Annotated in this window: 20 protein-coding genes and 3 pseudogenes; 17 read left to right on the top strand and 6 right to left on the bottom strand. The window is 63.4% G+C overall.

All coding sequences use genetic code 11. From position 1 onward, the window contains the following. Positions 1-67: 67 nt before the first annotated feature. Both AUC69_RS01380 and AUC69_RS01375 read right to left on the bottom strand, forming a co-directional pair. Complete coding sequence (locus tag AUC69_RS01380) at positions 68-370, bottom strand: type 2 periplasmic-binding domain-containing protein (RefSeq protein ID WP_069440562.1); 303 nt, start codon at positions 368-370, stop codon at positions 68-70. A gap of 14 nt (positions 371-384) precedes the next feature. Further along, positions 385-987, bottom strand: a complete 603-nt coding sequence (locus tag AUC69_RS01375; RefSeq protein ID WP_069440561.1) for a LysR family transcriptional regulator — start codon at positions 985-987, stop codon at positions 385-387. A gap of 263 nt (positions 988-1250) precedes the next feature. Between AUC69_RS01375 and AUC69_RS01370 the strand changes: the two genes are divergently transcribed. The 6 genes and pseudogenes from AUC69_RS01370 to AUC69_RS01345 all read left to right on the top strand — a co-directional run bounded on the left by AUC69_RS01370 (position 1251) and on the right by AUC69_RS01345 (position 10383). Further along, a complete protein-coding gene (locus AUC69_RS01370) occupies positions 1251-2534 on the top strand; it encodes an imelysin family protein (protein WP_069440560.1) in 1284 nt (427 codons plus the stop codon). Between the two features lie 102 nt (positions 2535-2636). Beyond that, positions 2637-4088: a carbohydrate porin gene (locus AUC69_RS01365; protein WP_083238964.1), complete on the top strand. Its 1452-nt coding sequence runs from the start codon at positions 2637-2639 to the stop codon at positions 4086-4088. A 127-nt stretch (positions 4089-4215) separates the two neighbouring features. Further along, positions 4216-5680 (top strand): annotated as a pseudogene (locus AUC69_RS19540) (di-heme oxidoreductase family protein). 8 nt (positions 5681-5688) lie between these two features. After that, positions 5689-6681, top strand: a complete 993-nt coding sequence (locus tag AUC69_RS01355) for an imelysin family protein (protein ID WP_158007974.1) — start codon at positions 5689-5691, stop codon at positions 6679-6681. Positions 6682-6825: 144 nt separating this feature from the next. Continuing rightward, a complete protein-coding gene (locus AUC69_RS01350; protein ID WP_069440557.1) occupies positions 6826-7863 on the top strand; it encodes a DUF1513 domain-containing protein in 1038 nt (345 codons plus the stop codon). 99 nt (positions 7864-7962) lie between these two features. Beyond that, on the top strand, positions 7963-10383 hold the full coding sequence (locus AUC69_RS01345) for an AsmA family protein (protein ID WP_069440556.1): 2421 nt from the start codon (positions 7963-7965) through the stop codon (positions 10381-10383). Here the strand turns inward: AUC69_RS01345 and AUC69_RS01340 are convergent. After that, positions 10368-11033 carry an invasion associated locus B family protein gene (locus tag AUC69_RS01340; RefSeq protein WP_069440555.1) on the bottom strand — a complete coding sequence of 222 codons (666 nt, stop codon included), beginning with the start codon at positions 11031-11033 and terminating at the stop codon, positions 10368-10370. The genes AUC69_RS01345 and AUC69_RS01340 overlap by 16 nt on opposite strands. A 172-nt stretch (positions 11034-11205) precedes the next feature. On the opposite strand from AUC69_RS01340, the gene rimO reads away from it, so the two are divergent. Beyond that, positions 11206-12573 (top strand): 30S ribosomal protein S12 methylthiotransferase RimO, encoded by a 1368-nt coding sequence (gene rimO, locus AUC69_RS01335; protein ID WP_069440554.1) that lies wholly within the window; start codon positions 11206-11208, stop codon positions 12571-12573. Here the strand turns inward: rimO and AUC69_RS01330 are convergent. Continuing rightward, positions 12570-13148 carry a TadE/TadG family type IV pilus assembly protein gene (locus tag AUC69_RS01330; protein ID WP_158007973.1) on the bottom strand — a complete coding sequence of 193 codons (579 nt, stop codon included), beginning with the start codon at positions 13146-13148 and terminating at the stop codon, positions 12570-12572. The two genes, rimO and AUC69_RS01330, sit on opposite strands and share 4 nt — an antisense overlap. 19 nt (positions 13149-13167) lie before the next feature. After that, positions 13168-13803 carry a TadE/TadG family type IV pilus assembly protein gene (locus AUC69_RS01325; RefSeq protein ID WP_141700517.1) on the bottom strand — a complete coding sequence of 212 codons (636 nt, stop codon included), beginning with the start codon at positions 13801-13803 and terminating at the stop codon, positions 13168-13170. A 159-nt stretch (positions 13804-13962) separates the two neighbouring features. On the opposite strand from AUC69_RS01325, the gene AUC69_RS01320 reads away from it, so the two are divergent. Together AUC69_RS01320 and AUC69_RS01315 are read left to right on the top strand one after the other, a co-directional pair. Then, the gene (locus AUC69_RS01320) at positions 13963-15495 is read left to right on the top strand and encodes a pilus assembly protein (RefSeq protein ID WP_069440551.1); all 1533 of its coding nucleotides are present in this window, start codon (positions 13963-13965) and stop codon (positions 15493-15495) included. Positions 15496-15610: 115 nt separating this feature from the next. Next, positions 15611-17155 (top strand): pilus assembly protein, encoded by a 1545-nt coding sequence (locus AUC69_RS01315; protein WP_069440550.1) that lies wholly within the window; start codon positions 15611-15613, stop codon positions 17153-17155. Positions 17156-17235: 80 nt separating this feature from the next. Here AUC69_RS01315 and AUC69_RS01310 read toward each other — a convergent pair whose 3' ends face one another. Next, positions 17236-17676: a pilus assembly protein N-terminal domain-containing protein gene (locus tag AUC69_RS01310; RefSeq protein WP_158007972.1), complete on the bottom strand. Its 441-nt coding sequence runs from the start codon at positions 17674-17676 to the stop codon at positions 17236-17238. Positions 17677-17911: 235 nt separating this feature from the next. On the opposite strand from AUC69_RS01310, the gene AUC69_RS01305 reads away from it, so the two are divergent. The 8 genes and pseudogenes from AUC69_RS01305 to AUC69_RS01270 all read left to right on the top strand — a co-directional run bounded on the left by AUC69_RS01305 (position 17912) and on the right by AUC69_RS01270 (position 25559). Next, a complete protein-coding gene (locus AUC69_RS01305; RefSeq protein WP_069440548.1) occupies positions 17912-18418 on the top strand; it encodes an A24 family peptidase in 507 nt (168 codons plus the stop codon). Positions 18419-18619: 201 nt separating this feature from the next. Then, on the top strand, positions 18620-19408 hold the full coding sequence (gene cpaB / locus AUC69_RS01300) for a Flp pilus assembly protein CpaB (RefSeq protein ID WP_069440547.1): 789 nt from the start codon (positions 18620-18622) through the stop codon (positions 19406-19408). Positions 19409-19452: 44 nt separating this feature from the next. Then, positions 19453-19800 carry a pilus assembly protein N-terminal domain-containing protein gene (locus AUC69_RS01295; protein WP_141700516.1) on the top strand — a complete coding sequence of 116 codons (348 nt, stop codon included), beginning with the start codon at positions 19453-19455 and terminating at the stop codon, positions 19798-19800. Beyond that, positions 19797-20972 carry a type II and III secretion system protein family protein gene (locus AUC69_RS01290; protein ID WP_069440545.1) on the top strand — a complete coding sequence of 392 codons (1176 nt, stop codon included), beginning with the start codon at positions 19797-19799 and terminating at the stop codon, positions 20970-20972. The genes AUC69_RS01295 and AUC69_RS01290 overlap by 4 nt, the downstream gene beginning before the upstream one ends. 3 nt (positions 20973-20975) lie before the next feature. Beyond that, positions 20976-21748, top strand: a pseudogene (locus AUC69_RS01285) (CpaD family pilus assembly protein). After that, positions 21748-23043 (top strand): CpaE/TadZ family protein, encoded by a 1296-nt coding sequence (locus AUC69_RS01280; protein ID WP_069440695.1) that lies wholly within the window; start codon positions 21748-21750, stop codon positions 23041-23043. The pseudogene AUC69_RS01285 and the gene AUC69_RS01280 overlap by 1 nt, the downstream one beginning before the upstream one ends. Before the next feature lie 9 nt (positions 23044-23052). Next, positions 23053-24580, top strand: a pseudogene (locus AUC69_RS01275) (TadA family conjugal transfer-associated ATPase). Beyond that, the gene (locus tag AUC69_RS01270; protein ID WP_244500031.1) at positions 24567-25559 is read left to right on the top strand and encodes a type II secretion system F family protein; all 993 of its coding nucleotides are present in this window, start codon (positions 24567-24569) and stop codon (positions 25557-25559) included. The pseudogene AUC69_RS01275 and the gene AUC69_RS01270 overlap by 14 nt, the downstream one beginning before the upstream one ends. The last annotated feature ends 6 nt before the right edge of the window (positions 25560-25565 follow it).

Raw genomic sequence — 25565 nt, 5'->3', positions numbered from 1 at the left:
GCCAGAGGCCCGCGAGGAAGCCGCTGCTAAATTCGCCGTAAGGATTCGTCTCCAGGCGCTGGCGTCTCTAAGTGCCTGCGGCAATCTCTTGGGCGATCTTCGCCAGCTCCCCGCGGACCCATTGATGGCACTCGTCCCGATCGTAGCTCGAATGCCACATGAGCCGCAGGGGAAAGGCGATCGGCGGAAGCGGCTGAACGAGGCGGGCCATGCCGAACTGCCACTGCAGGATGGCGGCAAGGGAGCCGGGCAGGGTGAGCAGGGCGTCGTGATTGAGCGCCACGAGAATGCCGACCAGGGCCGAGGAAACCTGCGAGGTGACGTTGCAGGAAAGCCCTTCGGGGGCCAGCATCTCATCCAGACGTTCCAATGTGGGAAGGCCGTTTACGGCGATATGGTCGGCGGCGGCAAAGGCGGCCGGCTTCGGCTTCCGTGCGGTGAAGGGGTGGCCGGCCGGGCCAGCGTCACCAGCGTGTCGTCGAACAGCTTTGCCACGCGCACATCGGGAGCGGCGACCGCCGTCCCCTCGATATCGATGACGAAGTGGCTTCGCGCGTTGCGCAGCGCGTCGATATCCTCGGCGCGACTCGACGGCGTCCAACTCAGCTTCACGCTGGGGGCCAGCGATTGCAGCCGCTGCCGCAACGGTTCGACCAGAATCAATTCCCCCGCCTCGCCCGATGCTGCGGCAAACTCGCGCACGGAAAGCGTGGGATCGAAGGGTTTATTGGGCCGCAGAAGGCTTTCCATACCCGCCAAGATGACGTGAACGGTCGGCGCCAGCTCCAGCGCTTTGGCCGTCGGCACCAGCCGCTGGCCGGCCCTGACGAACAGTTCGTCGGCGAAAATTTCGCGGAGTTTAGCCAATGCGTGGCTGATAGCCGAGGCGCTGCGCCCCAGCCGCTCGGCGGCCCGGGTCACGCTCGCGTCCACCAGCAAGGCGTCGAGGGTGACCAGGAGATTGGCGTCGATTTCCTTTAAATGCATTTCGTTCAACTATTCTGCTGAAAAGAGTTCACTACGTGCATGTTAGGCCCTGGGCTAGTGTTTTGACAAGACGTTCGGCCGCCCAGCCCGAATGTCTGAAGCGTCTTCGGCCCGAGCCTGGACGCTTCCTCATCTCAACCTTGCGGCGGTCCAAAGGTCCCGGCCGGCGGACCGCCGCATTCTTCCGCTTTCGGGCGGTTTGCTGGCAGAAACCGGGAAGAGGTTCCAGAGCCAATGGCGAAGGGCCGAACTACGAAAAAGGGATGCAGATGTTTCGAGGACCGTTGACTGCTCTGCCCGCCGCCGCCCTAGCGCTTGGCTTCTGTTTCACACCGGCCGCGGCCGACACGTCCAAGGACGTGTTGAAGAACTACGCGGATATCGCGCAGGCCGGATACGAGGATTCCCTCGACACCGCCAAGACACTCAAGCTCGCAATCGACGCCTTCATTGCCGAGCCGACCGAGGCGAATTTGCGCGGCGCCCGCGCCGCCTGGATCGCCGCCCGCATTCCTTACATGCAGACCGAGGCCTACCGCTTCGGCAACGCCATCGTCGATGACTGGGAGGGCAGAGTGAATTCCTGGCCCCTCGACGAGGGCCTGATCGATTACGTCGCCGCGGCTTACGGAGACGAGTCGCCCGAGAATGAACTCTACGTCGCCAACGTCATCAAGAATGTCTCGCTCACCATCGGCGGCAAGACGCTCAACACCGCGAAACTCACCAAGGAACTGCTCGCCGACGACTTGCAAGAGGCCGGCGGCGTGGAGGCGAATGTCGCCACCGGCTATCACGCCGTGGAGTTCCTGCTTTGGGGTCAAGATGTGAACGGTACCGGCCCCGGCGCGGGCGCGCGGCCCGCAACCGACTTCGATCCTAAGAACTGCACCAACGGCAACTGTGCACGCCGCGCCGAATATCTCAGCACCGTCACCGATCTTCTCATCGACGATCTCGCCTGGATGGCCGACCAGTGGGCCGAAGGCGGCGAGGCCCGCAAGGTGATCGCCGATGGCAGCGACGAAGAAGGCCTGACCGCTCTCATGACCGGGCTCGGCTCACTCTCGTATGGCGAGCTTGCCGGCGAGCGCATCAAGCTCGGACTCATGATTCATGATCCGGAGGAGGAGCACGATTGCTTCTCCGACAACACCCATGCCTCGCACTTCTTCGACGCGCTCGGCATTCGCAATGTCTATCTCGGCCGCTATCGCCGCGCCGACGGGACGATTGTCGGCGGCGCCAGCGTGTCGGATCTCGTCAAGGCCAAGGCGCCCGAGGTCGACGCCGAGATGCGCCAGAAGCTCGACGCCACCATGGACGCCATGAACACGTTGTATCTCCGCGCGCTGACCACCGAGTCCTATGACCAGATGATCGGCGAGGACAACGACGAGGGCAACAAGGTGGTCCAGGACGTGGTCGACGCGCTGCTCGCCCAGACCAAGGCGATCGAGCGGGCCGTGGCGGCCCTCGACCTCAAGTCGATCGAGTTCGAAGGCTCCGATTCCTTGGACTCACCCGAGAAAGTGGCAGGGGAGTAAAGAAAATCCCGTTGACTCGGGGTCTGAGCTGATCAACGTTATAACATAACAAGTTCTCAACCAGTCTGGGCAGAGCAAGAAAAGCCTTGGGGGGCTGATAAAATGACGAAGACCACGATCGCGACCCGCGACCGAACGAGACTAACACTCTGCACCACGCGTCCACTAACCCGGCTTGGCCGCGGCACCGCGAAATTGGCCAAGGCTGTGAGCATGGCTTCCATGCTCGTCCTCACGCTCATGAGCTTGCCCACCCTGGCGCATGCGGCCAACTGCGATCTTTCCGAAGCGGATATCGTTCACGGGGCAGGACCGGGCATTCCGGATGGCGCGGCCGTCGCGCTCGATCCTGGCGGCGTGCGCCGGGAACTTCGAAAGCATGGCGTGGAGGTCGGCGGCGCCTATTACGGCGAGGCCTTTTACAACTGGGGCGGCATCAAGGATGGTGGTCAGTATGACGGCGTGCTCGAACTCTATTTGAACGCCGACATGCAACAGCTCGGACTCTGGAAGGGCCTCTGCTTCCACACTGACGGCTACCAGATCCACGGCCGGTCGATCACCGGCGAGAATGTGGGCGGCCTGATGCCCGTTTCGAGCCTCGAGGCGGAGCCGTCCACGCGCCTGTTCGAGTTGTGGTTCGAGCAGCACATGTTCAACGACACCGTGGCGGTGAAGATCGGGCAGCTCGCCGCCGACGCGGAGTTCTTCTTCGCCGAAGGTGGCGGATACTTCCTCAACGGCACCTGGGGTTGGGCCCCGATCGCTGCGGAGAACAATCCGAATGGCGGTCCGGCCTACCCCTTGGCCACGCCCGGTGTTCGTGTCGCCGTAGCGCCGACGGACAAGCTGAGCATGATGCTCGGACTCTATAACGGCGATCCCGCGCCGCAATGTAGCAAGGCTGGTGGGGACCCGCAGCGCTGCAACGATCACGGCCTCGATTTCGAACTCGACGACGACCCGCTGCTCTTGGCTGAAGCCGCCTATCACTACGATCTGGCCGGCGGCCGCCTTCCGGGCGCGATCAAGATCGGTGGTTGGAATCATTTCGGCAGCTTCGAGCATCAGCGCGTCGACGTCGGCGGCGAGTTGATCGCCGTCACCGGCAACAGCGGCAAGCCGCTCGATCACGACTGGGCGTTGTATGGCATCATCGACCAGTTGATCTGGCGCGTGCCGGGCAGCGAGGACCCGCAAGGCGTGAGCATCTTCGCCCGCTTCGCCGGCGCCCCGGAGGATCGCAACCTCGTCGACTTCTACTTCGACGGCGGCTTCACCTTCACCGGCATGATACCCGGACGGCCTAACGATGCGCTGGCGGTTGGCTTTGCCTATACCGGCATCTCCGACGAGGCGGCGGCGTTCGACGTCGATTCCGGCGAGCCGGTGGCCCGCAACTATGAATCCCTGGTCGAGATCGCCTATACCTTCGAAATCAAAGAAGGCTGGATTCTCCAGCCGGACTTCCAATACTTCTGGAACCCAGGCGGCGGTGTGGCCGGAGTGGATGACGCGACGGTGCTAGGCGCACGCACCACAATCACATTCTGAAGAAGGCCGAGTGAAAAGAACGCGTTCAAGTTCAAGGTCTAACGCTGCAACCAAGTCGTCCCAGCAAGCGCCGTCAAGGCAGGCTAACCGAGCCTGGCTTGGCGGTGCGCTCGCACTTGGCGCGACGTTGCCGCTGCTTGCCGGCGCGGTGACCACCTACGCCACGGGTCAGGATGCCGGACTTGCGAGCCTGCTCGCGCCGACCAGCGATTTCTCCAAGCTGGAACAGGGCGAGGACAAGCCCGGCGGCGCGGCGACCTCACGCGGCTCCACCGACACCGCCAACGCCTTCTCGCTGTCCTCCGGCAATATGGGCTTCCGCAAGGAACTCAATTTCAAGATCGGCAACAGCGTCTTCCGCCGGCTCTGGGTGTCAGCGCCGTCGTCGACCGATGCGTCCGACGGGCTGGGACCGCTGTTCAATTCGCGCGGCTGCCAGAGCTGTCACCTGAAGGACGGGCGAGGTCATCCGCCACTCTCCTCCGACGTCCCCGACCGGACCGGCTCCATGCTGATCAGGCTTTCCGTGCCGCCCAAGACGGACGCGGAGAAGGCACTGCTTGCGTCAGGGAAGGTCAGCTCCATTCCCGACCCCGTCTATGGCGGCCAACTCCAGGACTTCGCCATCCAAGGCTTCGAGTCCGAGGGCAAGACCAAGATCACCTACGAAGAGAAGCCCGTCACCCTGGCGGATGGCGAGACGGTGAGCTTGCGCGCGCCCACATACGAGATCGTGGATCTCGGTTATGGGCCCATGCATCCGGACATCATGCTGAGCCCCCGCGTGCGCCGCCGATGATCGGCCTCGGCCTGCTTGAAGCCGTGCCGGAAGAGCAGATCCTCGCTCATGCCGATCCCGACGACGCCGACGGAGACGGCATCTCCGGCAAGGCGAACCGCGTGTGGTCCATCGAGAAGGACAAACCGATGCTCGGCCGCTTCGGCTGGAAGGCAAGCGTCCCCAGCATCGCCGAGCAATCGGCTGCCGCGTTCTCCGGCGATATCGGCATCTCCACCACGCTGCATCCAAGCGGTGCTGGTGAGTGCACGGAAAAGCAGGAAAAGTGCTGGAACGCGCCCTCCGGCAACTCGCCGAAATATCAAAACGTCGAGGTCGGCGATGAGCTGTTTAAGCTCGTCACCTTCTACTCGCAGAATCTCGCCGTGCCGCGGCGACGCAACCCAGACGATCCGGACGTGCTTAAGGGTAAGGCGCTGTTCTACGAGATCGGCTGCGCGAAGTGTCACAATCCGAAATTCGTAACCGGCAAAGCGCCGAAACAGCCGCATTTGTCGAACCAGCTGATCTATCCCTATACGGACATGTTGCTGCACGACATGGGTGAGGGGCTCGCCGACAATCGTCCCGACGGTGAGGCGGGCGGCACCGAATGGCGTACGGCCCCCCTTTGGGGCATTGGCCTTACCGAAACAGTGAGCGGCCACACGCTGTTTCTCCATGCGGCCGCGCCCGTAACCTCACCGAGGCCATTCTCTGGCATGGCGGCGAGGCGGAGCCAGCGCGCGATGCCTTCGCCGCGCTGTCCAAGGTGGACCGTGACCGGCTCCTTGCCTTTGTGAGTTCGTTATAATGGGTCCGATGAGGCCGCTCCTGCTTGCTGCCGTGCTCCTATGCGCCGGGTTGCCGTCCGCGCATGCGGAGGCGGATCATGGCGCCATTGCCCGCGCTGCGCTCGACAATGTCATTCGCCCTGGCTACGACGCGCTCACGGTGAGCACCGGCCGCCTCAAGGACAAGGCGGAAGCGCTCTGTGCCGCACCATCCGCCGCGGCGCTGACGGATGCGAAGGAAGCCTTCGCCGCCACCGTCGAAAGCTGGAGCAAGGTCGAGATCTTCCGTTTCGGTCCGATCAATAAGGAGCACCGCTACGAGCGCATGTTCTATTGGCCCGACCCCAAGGGCATCGGCTTGCGGCAGGTGAAGGCCGCGCTCGCCAAGAACGACGAGACCGTGACGCAGGCCGATATGCTGGTCGGCAAAAGCGTGGCGCTGCAAGGCCTGCCGGCGCTCGAATACCTTCTCTATGGCGACGGCGCCGAAACCCTGGCGCGCGGCGATCCCGAGGTCGGCTTCCGGTGCAGCTTCGCCGCGAGCGTCGCGACCAATGTCGACCGCATCGCCCGCGGCGTCGCCGAGGAATGGCGCGACGGCGCGGAATACAGCAAGCTCTTCCTCAGCCCCGGCCCCGACGATCCGCTCTACCGGGCGCCCAAGGATGTCACGCTGGAGCTCTACAAGGCGTTCACCTCCGGCATCGAGCTCGTGCGCGATCAGAAACTTGGCAAGCCGCTCGGCACGTCGGCCGAGACAGCGCGTCCGCGTCTTGCCGCCTTCTGGCGGAGCGGGCTGACCTTCCCCAACATGGTGGGCAATCTCGAGGCGTCCGCGCGCTCTTTGCCGAGGGCGGCTTTGCCAGCGTCGTTGCCGAGGAATCGCCCGGCGTCGAACAGTCGGTCCTGTTCGACCTCGACCGTGTCATCAACGTGCTTCGTGCCGCCGATGAGCCGATCGCCCAGGCCGTGCGCGATCCGGCACAGCGCAACAAATTGGAAGCCTTGCGTGTCGCGTTGAAGTTCGCCCGCGACACCGCCGCCACGATGATCGCGCGCGGCGCGGGCTTGAGTTTCGGGTTCAACGCCTTGGACGGAGATTGATCATGCAGCTCGACCGCCGCGCTTTTCTTGCAGGCTCGCGGGCAGCGCCACGGCGCTGACAGTGCCCGAGAGCCTCGCCGCGGCGTTTGTGCCTGAATGCTTTGCCGCCGCGCGCATGGACGATCGCGGCATCTTCTCTGCCGCCATGTTCGATCTCGAGCGAGGGGATTTGCGCGCCGTCGAATTGCCTGCTCGTGGCCACGATGTCGCGCTGCGGCCCGGCGGCAAGGAGTGGGTGGCCTTCGCCAGGCGTCCCGGCCGCTTCGGCGTGGCGGTGCCGGTAGGCTCGGGCGAGCCGGTGTGGTTCGCCGCCAAGCCCGACCGGCACTTCTTCGGCCATGGCGTGTTCTCGGCCGACGGCCGTCTGCTCTACACCACGGAGAACGACTACGGCCGCGGCCTCGGCGTCATCGGCGTCCGCGACGCGAGCGCGGGCTATCGTCAAATCGGCGAGTTTCCGGGTTACGGTATCGGTCCCCACGATCTCGCGCTCCTCTCCGACGGCCGCACCATGGTCATCGCCAATGGCGGCATCCTCACCCATCCCGACAGCGCACGGGAGGAGCTCAACATCCCGACCATGCAGCCCTCGCTCGTCTATGTGGATATCGAGACCGGCGATCTTCTGGAGGAGCAGAAGCTCGCGGCGGACCTGCATCAACTGTCGATCCGTCATCTGGCCGTCGCGCAAAACGATACGGTGGTGTTCGGCTGCCAGTTCCACGGGCCGGACGGGGAAACGCCGCCACTGATCGGGTTCCACGCCCGCGGGGAGAAGCCGGTGATCGTACCGACACCCGCTGCCACGCAGCTCTCCTTGCGCAACTATATCGGTTCGGTGACGGCCGATGCGGCCGGCGGCATCGTCGCCGCCTCGGCGCCGAAAGGCGGGCTTGTGACCTATTGGGACGTCGCCGCGAGGCGCTTCCTCGGCACCAGCGAGCTCGGGGATGGTTGCGGCTTGGCGCCCACCCATCACAGCGCGAGCTTCCTGCTGACCAGCGGCGACGGCTGGCTGGCCACGGCGCAAGCAGACGGCTCGCTGTGGCGTCACCCCTCGCGCTACCACTGGGACAACCACGCCATCCTGGTCCGATAACGGCCGGGCCAATCCGCCGCACCCTGGCTGACGCTGTGCCGCCCGGTTCCTATTGTTACCTTAATTATCGGGCCTATTCGGGCCTCGTCCGGGACCCCAATGCACAACAGCCAAGACCCCCATAAGCCGCATCTGCCTGCGCGTGCGCCCGAGCCGGCCAAGGCGCCGCCGCGCACGGCGCTCGGCGCGAGGATGCATGGTCTCAAACCGATTGTCGCCAAGACGCGTGACCTGCTGAGGCGGCGTCCGGTGAAGCTCGGCGCGATGATCGCCGGCGGCATCGTCGGCGTGCTGATGCTGGCCCTCGTCGCCGTCAATGTCATCCTCTCGGCCGACTGGGTGACGTCACGGGTGGCGGCCCGCATCAAGGAGCAGACCGGACGCGACCTCACGGTCAATGGGTCCACCATGCTGCTGTTCACGCCCGGTCCGCATGTGGTCATCACCGACGCCAAGATCACCGATCCTGACGCCGCCGCAGGCAGTGCCGATCTCTCGGTGGCAAGGCTCACCCTCGATCTCGATTTCGGCGAGCTCCTGAGCAGCCAGATCGACGCCAAGCGTGTGGTGCTGACGCGACCGGTGCTCACCGTCCGCCTCGGTGAGGACACGCTGCCGCTGCGCTGGGGGAAGACAGACGATGCGCCTGGCACCGGGGCGGAGAAGATCCGCTTCGCCAAAGCGCAAGCCGCGGGCGAGATGGTGCAAGGCAGCGGCGCGCAGAGGCTGAGCCGTGAAGTTCGCCTCAAGGATATGCGCATCAAGAATGGCACGGTCGTCATCGTCTATGACGACAAGGACCCCAAGGCCACGAAGCGCGTCGAGCATATCGATGCGCAGCTCAGCCTCCCCGCGATCAACGACCCGCTGACCGGAAACGGCAGCTTCGTGTGGAAAGACCAGAGGGTCGACTTCAGCGTCGAGGTGACCACGCCGGCCGATCTTAGGGCGGAACGGCCGGCCCGGCTCTTCGTTGCGCTCGACACGCAGGCGCTCTCCGCGCGGTTCGACGGCAGCCTCGCCACCGCGCCGCAGTTGTCCGGTCAAGGTCAGCTCTCCGCCAAGGCGAGCTCCATCCCCTCGGTGCTCGCCTGGATGCGCGAGAAGCCAGCCGTGGCGACCGGGATCGGGGATGGTGAGCTGGCGAGCGACGTCTCCTGGACCAAGAGCGAGATCACCTTCTCCCATGCGCGCTTCGCCCTCGAGCATGCCAGTGGTCAAGGCCAGGCCGTGGTGGCGCTGAAGAGCCCGAGACCGCATCTCCGCGCCGCCTTCGCCCTGGATCATCTCGACCTCAACCCCTTCATCGCCGCGCCCGAGAAGAAGAAAAAGAAGAAGCGCGCGGCTGCTTCCAAGGACAGCGGTCCGGTGGACAGCGCATCCGGCGGCAGGGAGCCCGCGCCGAAGGATTGGTTCAGCAATCCCGCGCCCGCGGAAGTTGAGACAGCCGTCGCGCCGCCGCCTGCGGAAACGGACACGAATGCGGCCGGAAGCGCCGCGCCGCTCGCCGTGCGCGTTGCACCGCCGGCCTCGTTCGACGCCGACGTCAATCTCAATATCCGCAAGGCTCGCGTCGGACATCTGGACATTGGCCCCAGCTCGCTCGGTCTCGTCTTCCGCGACGGTGTGATGAACGCCACGCTCGGCGGCATGGAGCTTTATGACGGGCGCGCCAGTGGCCAGCTAATCGTCGATGCCTCAAAGCCCGTCCCCGCCTTCACCGGCGACTTCCGTCTCGACGGCGTCGAGGCCCTACCGCTGCTCAGCGACGCGGCTCAGTTCACCATGCTCGCGGGGCGCACCAAGCTGGACCTTAGCGTCAGCGGCAAGGGCGAGGATGCCGAGGCAATCAAGGCGTCGCTGCGCGGCCAGGGCAACGTGGTGGTAAGCGATGGCACAATTGCCGGCATCGATGTCACAGCGCTCATCAGTGGCCTCGGTGAAGGCAATTTCAATCTCCGCCAGGGGCCGGACGCCAAGACGGCCTTCAGCGACCTCGGCGGCAGCTTCACCATCTCCGACGGCATCGCCGAGACGCAAAACCTCAAAATGGTGAGCCCGCTGCTCAAGGTGACCGCGGAAGGCACGGTCGATCTGGCGCGGAGCAATCTCGATATCCTGGCGCATCCGGAGATCATCGCCGGGCCCGAGGGTCAGAGCGGCGCCAACGATCTCGCCGGACTGACGGTGCCGGTGCAGATCATAGGTCCGCTCGAAGACCCGCGGATCAAGCCGCAAATCGGTGGCGTCTTCGCCAATCCCGAAAGCGCCTCCAAGACCGTGAACAAGATCGGCGAGGCGTTGCAGAAGAAATTCAAGGGCAAGCCGGTCGGCGAGGCCATCGGCCGCTTCCTCGGCAATGTGCAAATTGGTGGCGGCAAGCCGGCGCCGCAGCGTGCGCCGCAAGCCTGGCGCCGCCGCAAGCGCCCGAGCCCGATCAGGGCGACACCGACGAGGCGATGGACCCTGAGCTGGAAGAAATCCTGCGCTGACCCGTCCCGGCGCTATTGGCCTGCCTGATGCTTGTCGAGCGCGGCCATGCCTTTGCCAAATCCGCTAAATGCCGTGACCGTCTGCACCGCTTTGCCGTTGAGCGCATAGACGGTGATGGCGCCTTGCTTTGACGCCGACAGCTCCTTCTTGAGCTCGTCCGGGACCAGAAGCAGCGCCTTGCAGCCCATGGGCAGGCAGGTCTGGAACGGCATGCGATAGATCTTCTTGGTATCGGGAGAGAACTCGACGCCACGCTGCAGCGCGACCCCGGTCGGTCCGTCCACGCGCAACACCAGATTGCCCTTCGGTCCGTAGGTGACGATCACCCGGAACACGAGCTTCTGGGTTTCCTTCTCGATCAGCGGCATGACGAGCGAGCAGCGCTCCTTCTCATCCTTGGCCTCCTTGCCGCAAAGCAGCGTCCAGCTACCGAAACTGCCCGCCACTTTTGCCGGGGGCGGCTTGTTCGCGGCGTCCGCGGGCGCCGCCCAGTTCGGGGCGGCGGACGGCGCCTTCTTTTGGGCCGCGGCCGGCGGTGCCTGCTTCTTGGCTGCGCTCGAGTTGCCGCCATCCTGAGCCAGCGCCCGCCCCGTAGCCAACGCGAGCAACATGGCGCCAAGCAACAAGACGCCGAACAGAAATGCGGCGCTTGCGACCCTGAAACCCGACAACTTCATTCCAACCTCGCGGCGAACGTTCGTGCCCAACGGCTAGCTCAACAAGGCGGCGTGGCCAACTCATGACCAAGACAGCCGGGCCTCAAATCTTAGGCAACACGTCTTAGGCAATATGCTTGCCACGCGCCAGCCTCTGCCTGTATGTGCCTCGCAACCCCCAAGCGGAGCCCCCATGCCGCCAGCCAAGACTGCCCCGAAAATCGGCTTTGTCAGCCTCGGCTGCCCCAAGGCGCTGGTCGACTCCGAGCGCATCATCACGAGGCTCAGGGCTGAAGGCTACACGCTGTCGCCGACCTATGAGGATGCCGACGCGGTTGTGGTGAACACCTGCGGCTTTCTGAACAGCGCCAAGGCGGAATCGCTTCAAGCCATCGGCGAGGCGCTGGCCGAGAATGGCCGCGTCATCGTCACCGGTTGCCTGGGGGTGGAAGCGGACCGCATTCGTGACCAATATCCCGGCGTGCTGTCGGTGACCGGGCCGCAACAATATGAGGCCGTGGTCGAGGCGGTACACGAGGCCGTGCCCCGACTGCACGATCCCTTCGTCGATCTCGTCCCGCCGGAAGGCATCCGGCTGACGCCGCGCCACTATGCCTATTTGAAGATCTCCGAGGGCTGCAATCACACCTGCAGCTTCTGCATCATTCCGAGTATGCGCGGGCCGCTCAAGAGCCGGCCGCTTTCGGACGTCATGCGCGAGGCCGAGCGTCTGGTCGCCGCCGGCGTGCAGGAACTCCTGGTCATCTCACAAGATACGAGCGCCTATGGTCTCGATCTCGGCTATGTCGAGAATTCTTGGCGTGATGAGACCTACGAGACGCGCTTTGCCGATCTCGCCGCCGCCCTCGGCAGCCTCGGCGTCTGGGTGCGTCTGCACTACGTCTATCCCTATCCCCATGTGGACCGCGTCATTCCGTTGATGGCCGAGGGGCGTGTGCTGCCTTATCTCGACATCCCCTTCCAGCATGCGAGCCCTACGGTGCTTAAGGCGATGCGGCGTCCCGCTCATGGCGAGAAGACGCTCCAGCGCATCGCCGCGTGGCGGGAGATATGTCCTGACCTCGCCATCCGCTCCACCTTCATCGTCGGCTTTCCCGGCGAGACCGAGCAGGATTTCACCATGCTGCTCGATTGGCTAAGCGAAGCACGGCTGAGCCGCGTGGGCTGCTTCAAATATGAGGACGTCGACGGCGCGGCCGCCAATGCGCTTCCCGGTCAGGTGCCGGACGACGTCAAGGCCGAGCGGTTCGCGCGTCTCATGGAGCATCAGCAGGCAATTAGCGAGGCGCTCCTGGCGGAACGTGTCGGCGGCACGATCGAGGTGATGGTCGATACGGTGGACGAGGAGGGCGCCATCGCCCGTTCCCATTGGGACGCGCCCGAGATCGACGGCAATGTCTTTCTCGAGGGCGAAACCGGGCTCAAGCCGGGCGACCGGCTCATGGTCACGGTAGAAGAGGCGAACGAGTACGATCTGTGGGGCAGCCCGGTCGCCCCGGCATCCATGCCGTTCGCGGCGAAGGCCCCGGCCTCGGGCTAGCAGCCGTTGTCGGTCTTGGTGACCTTGAGGCTCTGGCGCGGCCGCGTGTAGAACGTCCGCTTCATATCGAAGGAGCCGGGACTGAAGAAAGTCGTCATCCCGAGCAACGGTGTGAAGGAATAGGTGACCTCTGCCACGAGGACGCTGCTGTCCGCCTCCGTAAGACCCGCAGGCAGGGTGAAATTCGCACCCGCGACGTGCGCCGTGCCTTTGTTGGCGCAGCTCCATTCGACCTTTGTCTTGTTCTTGTCGTCGGCCACGACGCTGGTGAGCACGATCTTGAGCGGGTCCGTCGGATATGGCGCGAGAATGCTGCCCGAGGCGGCCTGGATATCCTTGATGTCGTTCTTGTTGACGCTTCTGACCTGCGCGGTCAGATCGGCGGCGGTGGAAGCGACCTGCGAAGTGCGGCGGTAGATGGTCAGCGCGTTGCCGATCTCAGCCGTGCCGACATAAATCAAGATCAGCACCGGCACGATCATGGCGAATTCGATCGCCGAGACGCCGCGTTGATCGCGGGCCATGCGTGTGATCTTCGCCGCGATACCCGCCATTGCGATGAGATACAATCGCACGCGTGCGCTTTTCTGTTCTTTATTCATAGGGCTCATTGCGGAAAGCACTGGTGGCAACGATCAGCCGGTTGCCGCCCGCCATGTTGCTGAGATTGACTTCCGTCGGCAGCACCGTCCCGATATCCAGGGGATAGAAGGCCCTCACGACAACCACGTCGCCCGGGCTGCCGGGGTCGTAGCTGAAGGCCGATTTGAGCTTGCCGTCGGCGCCGAGCGGACTGGTCAAGCCGGCGGCGGCGCCGCCGAAGCTGGGATAGCTGCGGACATCGAGCTTGAGGTTCGAACAACTGATTAGTGCAGTCAGCTGCTTGCAGACTTCCTGCTTGAATTTCGCAGCGTCGAGCCCTTGTGTCTGGGCCTGACCCGTGCGGATGAGGCGCGCGCCCCGTGCGGTCGCGCTCTCAAGCATGAAGTTCGCGAAGAAGACGATGCCGAGCTGAAGCACGGCCAAGAGCAGCAGGATCAGAGGAGCCGCCACGATGGCGAATTCAAGCGCCGAAGCTCCGGAGGTGTCGTGCTGAAAGCCGCGCAGGCGGTGCCAGCGCCCCAGCCACCCCGCTCTGTTTTTTTGTTGTCCCGCACCCTTTGCCATGGGGCTAGGTATAGAGAAGGTTTGCTTAACGAGTTGTGTAGAGGGAAAACCGATATGCAACAAGGTAAATGCTTATCTAAGTTGTAGTTTAAGTAACTTTGACTCGAATTTGAATAAACCGGACTACGAAGCGTAAGAACTTTTACGCCTACATTGCCCCTAAGCACGATGCATAGGTGCGTCCGAGAGGTTAAGCCTCCGGCAACAGGTGGAAGGCGTAAGATGCTTCAAGCGGTGGGACTGTGGTTCCGGCACTTTGCCCGGAACACCAAGGGCAACGTCGCGGTCCTTTTCGGACTGGCACTCATCCCCATTATGATTGGCGTTGGCGGCGCGGTTGATTACGGGCGCGCACTCCTTGTCCGTGAGCGTATGGCCGATGCGGCTGATGCGGCGGCGCTCGCCATTGGCTCGTGGTCCGGCCTCACCGAGGCCGAGCTGAAGGTCAAGGCGCAGCAATACTTCAATGCCAATTATCCGCCCTCCGAGCTCGGAGCGGCCGGCGCCATCGACGTCAAGTTCGTCGGCGACAACATCAATGTGACCGTCTCTGGCTCGGTGCCCACGACATTCATGGAGCTGGCCAACATCCCCAGCATCGGTGTGGGGGCCACGACCACGGTCACTCGGCGACAGCGCAATATCGAGCTGGCTCTCGTGCTTGATACGACAGGCTCGATGGGCTCCGGCGGCAAGATGGCCGCAATGCAGAACGCCGCGAAGAAGATGGTCCAGGACATGTTTCATGACAAACCGACCTCGGACACTGTGAAGATCTCTGTGGTTCCGTTCGCCGCCGCGGTGAACGTGGGCACTGACATGAAAAGCGAGAACTGGATCGACGATAGCGCCAAGTCGGACATCGCCACCGAGGACTACGATTCCAACAAGGTGAAGACCTTCGATCTTTACAAAGACCTCCAAGGCAACTGGGATTGGTCAGGCTGCGTGCGCGAGCGCGACGGCGACGACTACGAGCTCACCGACACGGCGCCGAGCACGGGAACACCCGCGTCGCTGTTTGCACCTTACTTTGCGCCCGACGAGGCCGATGACGATCACGATGAAGGCTACAACTACAGCAACAGCTATATCGAGGACGGTGACTGCGGCACAAGCAACAGCAGCAAGCGCAAAGCCATGAGGTGCCAGGCATATACGGGCAAGTACGACAAGCCAAAGAAGGACAGCTACCGCGCGAGCGGTCCCAATTGGAACTGCCCGCCTCGTGCAGTCACGCCGCTGACCGACAAATTAGGTCCCGTGGTCTCCGCGATCGAGGAGTTGCAGCCCAGCGGCAATACGGTGATCCCCGCCGGCCTGCTGTGGGGCTGGCGAATCCTGTCGCCGACCGCGCCGTTCACCGAAGGCAAGGCCTATGACGAGAACGAGAGGGTGAAGGCGATCGTGCTTCTGACCGACGGTGAGAACTCCGTGAGCGGCGGCGGCAACGGCAAGAACAAATCCGTCTACAACGCCTTCGGCTACGCTCGGAATGGGCATCTTGGCAGCAAGAACGGCAGCAACGCCGAGGCAACTCTGGACAGTAAGACGACGACCGTCTGCAGTCGTATCAAGGCCAAAGGGATCCTCATCTATACGATCGGCTTCCAGGTCAATTCCGCCACGCAGACCCTGCTGAAGAACTGCGCGACGAAGGACGACATGTTTTTCAACTCGCCGTCGAACGATCAGCTGGCGTCGATCTTCAAAGACATCGCCCAGGGCTTGGGCGAACTGCGCATCGCTCAATAACTGAAGTCACCATATCGGAGCATCGGCCGCTCGTTTCGCGGCCGATGCTTCATTTTTAGAAAGGCTGGGTGCCACCAGAAGGTTGGCGCACTCTTCCAAGCAAGAGGAGTAGAAAATGCGCAAGGCAGCGCTTTTCGGACTATCGAGTTTCGCGCGCGAGACTGGGGGCAACGTTGCGGTCCTTTTCGGACTTGCACTCATTCCCATCATGATTGGCGTTGGTGGTGCGGTCGATTACGGGCGCGCACTTCTGGTCCGCGAGCGCATGGCCGATGCGGCCGATGCGGCGGCGCTTGCTATTGGCTCGTGGTCCGGCCTCACCGAGGCCGAGCTGAAAGTCAAAGGCCAGAAATTTTTCAATGCCAACTACCCGCCTTCCGAGCTCGGCACGGCGGGAGCCATTGATGTCAAATTCGTCGGCGACAACATCAAGGTCAATGTCTCGGGCTCGGTGCCCACGACCTTCATGGAGCTGGCCAACATTCCCAGCATCGGTGTGGACGCCACAACCACCGTCACCAGGCGCCAGCGCAATATCGAGCTGGCTCTCGTGCTCGACACCACGGGGTCGATGGGCTCGAGCGGCAAGATGTCCGCGATGCAGAGCGCCGCTAAAAAGATGATCGAGACTCTGTTCAACGGCCGGTCGACCTCGGACACCTTGACCGCTGCTGTCATCCCCTTCGCCGGGGCGGTGAATGTGGGCACGGCCATGAAGGACAAGGACTGGATCGACGACAACGCCAAGTCGGACATCGCCACCGAGGACTACAATTCCAACAAGGCGAAGACCTTCGACATTTACAAGGATCTCTCCGACTACAAGAGCTCTTGGGATTGGAACGGCTGCGTGCGCGAGCGGGACGGCGACGATTACGAGTTGACCGACGCCACGCCGAGCACGGGAACACCCGCGTCGCTGTTCGCGCCTTATCTCGCGCCCGACGAGGCTGATGACGATCACGACCAAGGCGACAATTACAGCAACAGCTATATCGAGGACGATGATTGCGGCACCAACAACAACAGCAAGCGCAAGGCTATTCGGTGCCAGAAATATACGGGCAAGTACGCCAATCCAAAGAGGGACAGCTATCGGGCGAGCGGTCCGAACTGGAATTGCCCGCCCAAGGCGGTCACGGCCCTGACCAACACCAAGAGCAAGGTGACCGCCGCCATCGACGCGCTGCAGCCGAGCGGTAACACCGTCATACCCGCCGGCCTGCTCTGGGGCTGGCGAGTGCTCTCACCGGCCGCGCCCTTCACCGAAGGTAAGGGACGGGACGATGAGGAGCGGGTGAGGGCGATCGTGCTCCTGACCGACGGCGAGAACTCGGTGAGCGGCGGCCGCAACGGCAAGAACCATTCCGTCTACAACGCCTTCGGCTACGCCCGGAATGGACATCTCGGAAACAAGAGCGGCAACAATGCCGAGAGTGAGCTCAACAGCAAGACTGCGACGGTTTGCAGCCGCATCAAGGCCAAAGGGATCTTGGTCTACACGATCGGCTTCAAGGTCTACGACACCACCACGCAGAACATGCTGAAGGCCTGCGCCACCAAGGACGACATGTATTTCAACTCGCCGAGCAACGATCAGCTGGCGTCGGTCTTTCAGGACATTGCGCAGGGCTTGGGCGATCTGAGGATTGCCCAGTAAGAGTGGCTTGGGCGATCTGAGGATCGCCCAATCCCAGACTGTCGAGACGGGATGATGCGGCGCTGGCGTTCGCCGGGCGCCTATTCGTCCTGCTTGGAACCCTCGGCCGAGGACTGGCCGATCGCCTGCTTCGTCTTGATCTCTTTGGCGATGGCCTCGAAATAGGCCGCCTCATCGCCGATGACGAGGGGCGTCTCGCAATCCGGCGCGCAATGGAGCGTCTGGCGGCTGGAGCCCCTGTAAACGGTCACATATCCACCGCTCGGCTCCTGAACGACCACGCGTCGGTTGATGATGACCTTGCCTTGCGCGTCGAGCACGATGAGGTTGGTTTGGCCGAACGACTTGCCGGTCAACACGAGCACCTTGCCGCTTTGCACGGACACGTCGGCGATCGAGGGATTGCCGACGACGATCTCCGCCGCCGACCGTTCGAGCCGCAACATCGTGGCCTCGTCGACCATGACGACGACTTCGGGGCCCGCGGCCAAAACCGTTGGAATCGAAGCGGTGGTCAGCATCGCAGCCAACACAAGCCCGCGGGGCGACCGCACCGGGCGGTACCGGAAAACCATTGGTGCCCTGTCCCCTAACGCTGAACTGAAATCGAGGAGTGTCCGTCATCTTCATCTGACGCCGAAAAGGTGAAGGATTGGCAAACCGCGGACGCCGCCGGCGGCGCGATTAACCCAGTTTTCAGCCCTTCGCGGCCAAAGTCGCCACGGACGGCACGAGACCGGCGGGACGAAGAGGCAAATGATTACAAACCTTCTCATTATCACGGTCTTCCCGTTGGCCATGGCCCTGGCGGCGGCCACTGACCTCTTCACCATGACGGTTCCGAACAAGATCGCGCTCCTGCTGGTCGCCGGTTTTGCCGTACTTGCGCCCTTGGTGGGGCTCGGATGGTCGGAAATCGGGCTGCACGTGCTCCTCGCCGCCGCGGCGTTGGTCGTCACCTTCGCCATGTTCTCCTTCGGCTGGATCGGCGGCGGCGATGCCAAGCTGTTCGCCGCCACTTGCCTGTGGTTCGGTCCTGAGACGATCCTGATCTACAGCATCTACGCCTCGTTGCTCGGAGGCGCGCTCACCCTGCTGATCCTCTTCTTGAGGTCGGTGCCGCTCCCGGCCACTCTCAGCTCCCAAGGGTGGCTCGCCAGGCTGCATAGCCCCGAGGAGGGCGTGCCCTACGGGATCGCCCTGGCCGCCGCCGGTCTGCTCGTCTACCCCGACACGCCTTTCATGGCGGCACTGGGCGTCTGATCCAGCCCCCCAAGCCTGACCCACAATCTCGGACCGTAGCGGAGGGCGGCGCCAAACCGCCCGCTTCGCGCGACTCTTCGCCCGGCGCCAAGCCTGGCCGTCGGCCAAATTGGCACGCTCATTAACTTCGCGTTGAGATTTCATGGTCAGAGTGAATCCAGTCTTCGCGGGACGTGGGGCGTTCGAGAGAAAGAATCCGTCATGAAAAGAGCAAGAGTGGTCGTCCTCTCCGTCGCCGTGACCGCTGCGCTGGGCGCGGCCTGGATTGCCCGGTCCATGGTCTCCAGCACGCCTGAGGTTCGGCAGGTCGAAAAGACCGTGGGCGCCACCGACGTGTTGGTCGCCGCCACCGATATCAATCTTGGCGACTCGGTTCGTGCCGACAATTTCAAATGGCAGCAATGGCCGGTCGAGGGGGTCACCCCGGGTCTGATCACCAAGGAATCTCAGCCTGACGCTCCGTCGGAGCTGTCTGGCGCGGTGGCGCGCGCGCCGTTCATCGCCGGCGAGCCAATCAAGGAACAGAAGCTGATCAAGATTTCGGAAGGCGGCGTGATGGCTGCCATCCTGCCCTCGGGCATGCGCGCCATCTCGACCCCGATCCGCGAGGAGACGGCGGCCGGCGGCTTCATCCTGCCCAACGACCGGGTCGACGTCATTCTCTCTTACAAGATGCGCATCGGCTCCAAGGAAGAGCCCGTTAGCGAGGCGGTGCTGCGCAATGTGCGCGTGCTCGCCATCGGCCAAGCGCTCGAGAACAAGGACGGCGAGAAGGTTGCCACCGGCAAGACCGCGACGCTCGAGCTGACGCCGCGTCAGGCCGAAGTTCTCACTCTGGCGCAGTCCATGGGCGAGATCTCTCTGTCCCTGCGCAGCCTTGCCGACGCCGTTCCGGGGAGCGAGCCGACGGCCAAGCTGGGCGATTCGAGCTCGGGCTCGGTGAAAGTACTCAAATACGGCGTCCCCTCCCGCACTTTCGGAATCAACTGATCATGCGGACAGGCAGCAGGCGCGATAATCGAAAAGGCAACAGGATGCGTCGCTCTCCATTGAAGGCCCTGGCTGCGCTAGGCGTCTCCGCCATTCTCGGCTTGGGGCTCTGCAGCGTCTTCACCGCGAGCGCGGTCCTGGCTCAATCCCAGCACCGCTCGCTCCTGCGGGTCGGGGCGAATGAGCCGCCGCGTCAGATCAAGCTCGGCCTGAACAAGTCGATGATCGTCGAGCTGCCACGTCCCGTTCGCGATGTGATCGTGTCCAATCCGGACCAGATCGACGCCGTGATGCAAAGCTCCACCCGCGCTTACCTCATCGGCAAGAAGTCCGGCGAGGCCAATATCCTGTTTGTCGACGCGACGGAAATCAAGTCGCCACCTTCGAGGTGACGATCGAACGCGATCTCGGCGCGCTCCAGAACCTGATTGCGCGCCTCATTCCCGGCTCAATGGTGTCGGTTGAAACCATCGGCGAGAACGTCGTGTTGACGGGCCGCGTGCCGAGGCCGATCGACGCGACGCGCGCGGCCGAGATCGTCAACAGCTTCCTCGGCGCCAGCGACGACGGCAACTCGACCGCGGCCGCGGCCGGTGGCGCGGCCGTCACCATCAACAACACCACGGGCGCGTCCGGCGGCTCCAGCAGCGGGCCGAGCCGCGTCATCAACATGATCACCGTCGAAGGCCGCGAGCAGGTGCTGCTCAAGGTCTCCGTGGTCGAGATGCAGCGAAACATTATCAAGCAGTTCGGCGTCAATCTCGACGCGCTGATCAATACCGGCAACTTCGCCTTCGCCGCCTCCTCGGCCCTGCCGTTCCCGATCTCCGGGGCGTTGGGTCAAGCCGTCGCCGGTGCCGCCTGGTCGGACGGAAGCAGCAACGTGAGCGCCATTCTGCAGGCTCTCGAGCAGGACGGCCTTGTGCATATTCTGGCCGAGCCGAACTTGACCGCGATCTCCGGCGAAACCGCGAACTTCCTCGCCGGTGGCGAGTTCCCGGTGCCGGTCGCTCAGGACAATGCCGGTTCCGCCACGCCGACCATCACGGTCGACTTCAAGAAGTTCGGTATCGGCCTCGCTTTCACGCCCGTGGTCATGTCCGAGGGATTGATCAGCCTGAAGATCTCCACTGAGGTGAGCGAGCTGTCGAATGAAGGCGCCGTCGTTCTCAGCAATATTTCGATCCCGGCATTGAAAGTCCGGCGCGCGGAGACTGCGGTTGAGCTGCCGAGTGGCGGCTCCCTGGTGATCGCCGGTCTGCTTTCGGATCAGTCGCGCCAGGCGATCAGCGGCTATCCAGGTCTCAAGAACTTGCCTGTCATCGGCACGCTGTTCCGCAGCCGCGACTTCCTGAAAAGCGAGACCGAGCTCGTGGTCATGGTCACGCCTTATGTCGTCAAGCCCGTGGCCCAGCAGCAGCTAGCAAAACCCGACGACGGCTTCGGCTGGGCGTCGGACGTGAACGCCGATCTTCTGGGGCAGATGAACCGCATTTATGGCCGGGATCCCGAGCGGGCGCCTGTCGGCAACTTCACGGGCGACGTCGGCTTTATCGTCGAGTAGGGGATGGAGAGGGACAGTATCATGGCAACCGTACATTACAGGGCGCACGCGCGAACGCGCGCACGGCCCGCAATCGCCCTCTTCGCGGTGATCATGATCGCCGCGCCGGCCGGTGGCTGCGTCAACAGCCCGCGCATGAACGCCCCCTTCACGCTGTCCAATGCGAGCGAGCGGCATCCGATCGCGGTCAAGCAGGGAGAGGCGTTGCTCGACTTGGCGGTTTCACCCAACGCGCGTGGCCTGAGCTCCGCGCAGCGGAATCAACTTTACGGCTATCTGAACGGCTATCGCGAGCGCGGTGCCGGCGGCCTGGTCATCAAGGCGCCGTCCGGCGGCGCCAACGAGAAAGCAGCCATGCGCGCTTATGACGACGTGCGCTACGCCATGCGCCGGGTCGGCATCAGCCCGAAAGAGGTCATGCTCGAGCCCTATTCCGCCAAATGGGACCGAGGTGCGCCCCTGCGCCTGTCCTATCTCGAATATGTGGCGCAAGGGCCGGATTGTCCCGATTGGTCGGAGAACCTGGCGCGCGATCCACAAAATCTGCCTTGGCCGAATATGGCTGCGCCACCCAGAAGAATCTCGCCGCTATGGTTGCGGACCCGCAGGACTTCCTCAGCCCGCATCCCGAGATGCCGCGCCCGAGCGAGCGCCGCGACGTGGTCTGGGGCAAGTACGTGAAGGGCGACATGACTGGATCGAAATGGGCGCCCAACGATCGCCCGCTGTCTGAGCGCGCCAACTCGACCGATGCCGACGTCGGAGGGGATCAGTGATCAGCGACGCCGCATATTCGCTGAACGCGGTGGAGGGCGATTCGGCCGCCACGCCGGAGTCGACGCCTGAGGAGCCGCGCGCGCGGGCGATCCCGCGGGTGAACATTCAGGCCTTCTGCGAGGACCAGGACACCGCTTCGGTCATTCAAAGGGCGTCCGAGGATCGGCGCCTGGCCAAGGCGCACGTCACCGTGCAGATGGGCGGGGTGGAAGCTGCCACGGCTTTCTACCGGAATGCATCGACGCCCAACCTTATCATCATCGAATCCCTGCTCGATCGGACGGAGCTGCTCGCCGATCTGGAGCGTCTGGCCGAGGTGTGCGATCCCGGGACCAAGGTCATCGCGATCGGCCACATCAACGACGTGCTGCTCTACCGCGAGCTGCTGCGCCGTGGCGTCAGCGACTATGTCGTGGCGCCCGTCAAAGTCTCCCAGGTGATCGAGAGTGTCGCGTCCGTCTATACCGACCCGGAGACCGGCCCCGTCGGCCAAGTCATCGCCTTTGTCGGCGCCAAGGGCGGCGCAGGCTCGAGCACCGTGTGCCACAACACCGCCTTCGCTATTGCCGGCACTCTAGAGGCCGACGTGGTCATCGCCGATCTCGACCTGCCGTTTGGCACCGCCGGGCTCGACTTCAATCAAGATCCACTCCAGGGCATCGCCGACGCGCTCGCCTCGCCTGAGCGTCTCGATGAGGTTCTGCTCGACCGGCTGCTGTCGCGGTGCTCAGACCATTTGAGCCTGTTCGCGGCACCGACCGCCCTCGACCGGCCCTATGATGTCGACATGAGCGCTTGCGAGACGGTGCTCGATGTTGTCCGCGAAAACGTGCCATGGGTGGCCATCGATGTGCCCCATTTGTGGACGGCGTGGGCCAAGGAGGTCGTGCTCAAGGCGGATTTCGTCGTCATCACGGCGATGCCAGACCTCGCCAGTCTGCGTAACACCAAGAATCTGGTCGATCAGCTCAAGGCCTCGCGCCCCAACGACCGGCCGCCGCTTCTCTTGCTCAACCAGGTCGGCCTGCCGAAGCGGCCCGAGATCTCGGTGAAGGATTTCGGCCAGGCGATCGAGCTCGATCCGAAGGTCGTCATCGACTTCGACGCGCATCTCTTCGGCACCGCCGCCAATAACGGTCAGATGATCGAGGAAGTCTCCGACAAGTCGAAGGCGGCCGAGGCTTTCCGCACCCTAGCCAATCTCTTGACGGATCGGGCAGAGCAGAAGAGTGAGCGGACCTCGCTGCTCGCGCCTTTGCTCAACCGGCTGAGGCTCACTAAAGCGCGCGCATAAAGTAGGACCATGTTCGGAAAACGGAGTACGCCTGCGGCCCCAACCCCGCCTCGCCCCGACCGGGATGCGGCGCCTGAGTCGCCGCGCGCAGAGTCTCACGGTGACGCCGCGCCGCCGCCATCCGCGTCCCCACGTCCCGCTGCGCCGCGCCTGCGGCCGCGCCACGCCCCGCCACGCCGCCCCCCAAGGCCGAACGCAAGCCCACCGAGCGCGCTCGCTCGGAGGAGTATTACGACGTCAAGACAACGGTCTTCAACGCGCTCATCGATACCATCGATCTGACGCAACTCGCCAAGCTCGAACCCGATGCTGCACGCGAGGAGATCCGCGACATCGTCAGCGAGATCGTCGCCATCAAGAACGTGGTGATGTCGATTGCCGAGCAGGAAGAATTGCTCGAAGACATTTGCAACGATGTGTTGGGCTACGGCCCACTCGAGCCCTTGCTTGCCCGCGACGATATCGCTGACATTATGGTCAACGGGGCCGACACCACATATATCGAGGTCGAGGGTAAAGTGCAGGCCTCCTCGATCCGCTTCGCCGACAACGCGCAGCTGATGAATATCTGTCAGCGCATCGTGAGCCAAGTCGGCCGCCGCGTCGACGAATCCAGTCCCATCTGCGCGCCCGCCTTCCTGACGGCAGTCGTGTGAACGTCATCGCCCCGCCGCTTGCCATCGACGGTCCAACCCTCACGATCCGCAAGTTCAGGCGGGAGCGGCTCACTCTCGATCAGCTTGTCAGGATCGGCACGATCAGCCCGGAGGGGCGCACACTGCTCGCGATCATCGGTCGCGTGCGCTGCAACGTCCTCATCTCCGGCGGTACCGGCTCGGGCAAGACGACCTTGCTCAATTGCCTGACGGGCTATATCGAGCCCGACGAGCGGGTTATCACCTGTGAAGACTCCGCCGAGTTGCAATTGCAGCAGCCCCATGTAGTGCGCTTGGAAACGCGACCGCCAAACCTCGAGGGCGAGGGCGAGATCACCATGCGCGACCTCGTCAAGAACTGCCTTCGCATGCGTCCCGACCGCATCATCGTCGGCGAGGTGCGCGGACCAGAGGCGTTCGATTTGCTGCAGGCCATGAATACGGGCCATGACGGCTCCATGGGCACCCTCCATTCCAACAGCCCGCGCGAATGCCTCAGCCGTCTTGAGAGCATGATCTTGATGGGCGGCTACAATCTCCCGGGCAAGACCATCCGTGAGATGATCACATCGTCCGTTGACATCATCGTCCAAGCCTCGCGCATGCGTGACGGCAGCCGCAAGATCACTCATGTGACTGAGGTGGTTGGCGTCGAGGGTGATGTCGTGACCCTGCAAGACCTCTTCGTCTACGACATGTTCGGCGAGGATGCGAATGGCCGCATCAGTGGGCGCCATCGCTCGACCGGAATCGCGCGGCCGTATTTCTACGACAAGGCACGCTATTTTGGCGAGGATAAGCGCCTCACCGAGATTCTAGGAGCCGGCGAGGTGCTCGATGAGCACGGCCGCGCATTAGGAGAGCGTCTTGCTCAGTCCTGAGCTAGTCCAGTTGGCGGCGATCGTTCTGATTGCGCTGTCCGTCGGCGGCATCGTCTACGTCTTGATGATGCCGTATCTCAGCGACGAGCGCAAAGTGAGCAAGCGCGTCGCCAACGTCGCCCAGGGCCAGAACAGGGTGCGCACGCGAGTCGGTGCGCCGCAACCTCTGCAAATGCGCCGCAAGCAAGTGCAGGACACTATCCGGGATATCGAGGCCAAGCAGAAGGCGAAGAAGCGGATATCGCTTCGAACCAAGCTCATGCGCGCCGGTCTCAACGTCAAACCGCATATCTACTATGTCTTCAGCGCAATCGCCGGGCTGGTTGGCGGCTTCGTGGTGCTCCTCTCCGGATTCTCGCCGCTTGTCTCCCTGCTGGCCGCGTTTGCCTTCGCGTTTGGCCTGCCGCGCTGGCTGTTGGCGCGCCGTATCAAGTCCCGTCAGGCCAAGTTCTTGACCGAGTTCGCCAATGCCGTCGACATTATTGTACGCGGTATCAAGTCCGGACTACCCCTTGGCGATTGCATGCAGGTTATCGCGGCAGAGTCGCCCGAGCCTGTACGCAGTGAGTTCATCGATCTTGTCGAGCAGCAGAAAGTCGGCGTGCCCCTGCAGCGCGCCTTCGATCGGATGCACGATCGCATGCCGCTCCAGGAAGTGAACTTCTTCGCCATCGTCGTCGCCATTCAGTCGCAGACGGGCGGCAATCTCGCCGAAGCCCTGGGGAATCTCTCGCAAGTTCTCCGCGATCGTTACCGCCTAGCGGCCAAGGTGAGGTCTTTCAGTGCCGAGGCGAAGGCCTCCGCCATGATCATCGGCGCATTGCCACCGCTGGTCATGGGTGTCGTCTACCTCACCTCTCCGGACTATATCTCGCTGTTATGGACCACCCCGATGGGCAAAGTCATGATGATGGCGGGCGCAACGTGGATGCTCATCGGCATCCTCGTCATGCGCAAGATGATCAACTTCGAATATTAGGCGCGC

The sequence above is a fragment of the Methyloceanibacter superfactus genome (assembly GCF_001723305.1).
Lineage (GTDB): Bacteria > Pseudomonadota > Alphaproteobacteria > Rhizobiales > Methyloligellaceae > Methyloceanibacter > Methyloceanibacter superfactus.
The sequence above is the reverse complement of the archived record's forward strand: the minus strand, read 5'-3'. Positions and strand labels throughout refer to the sequence as shown.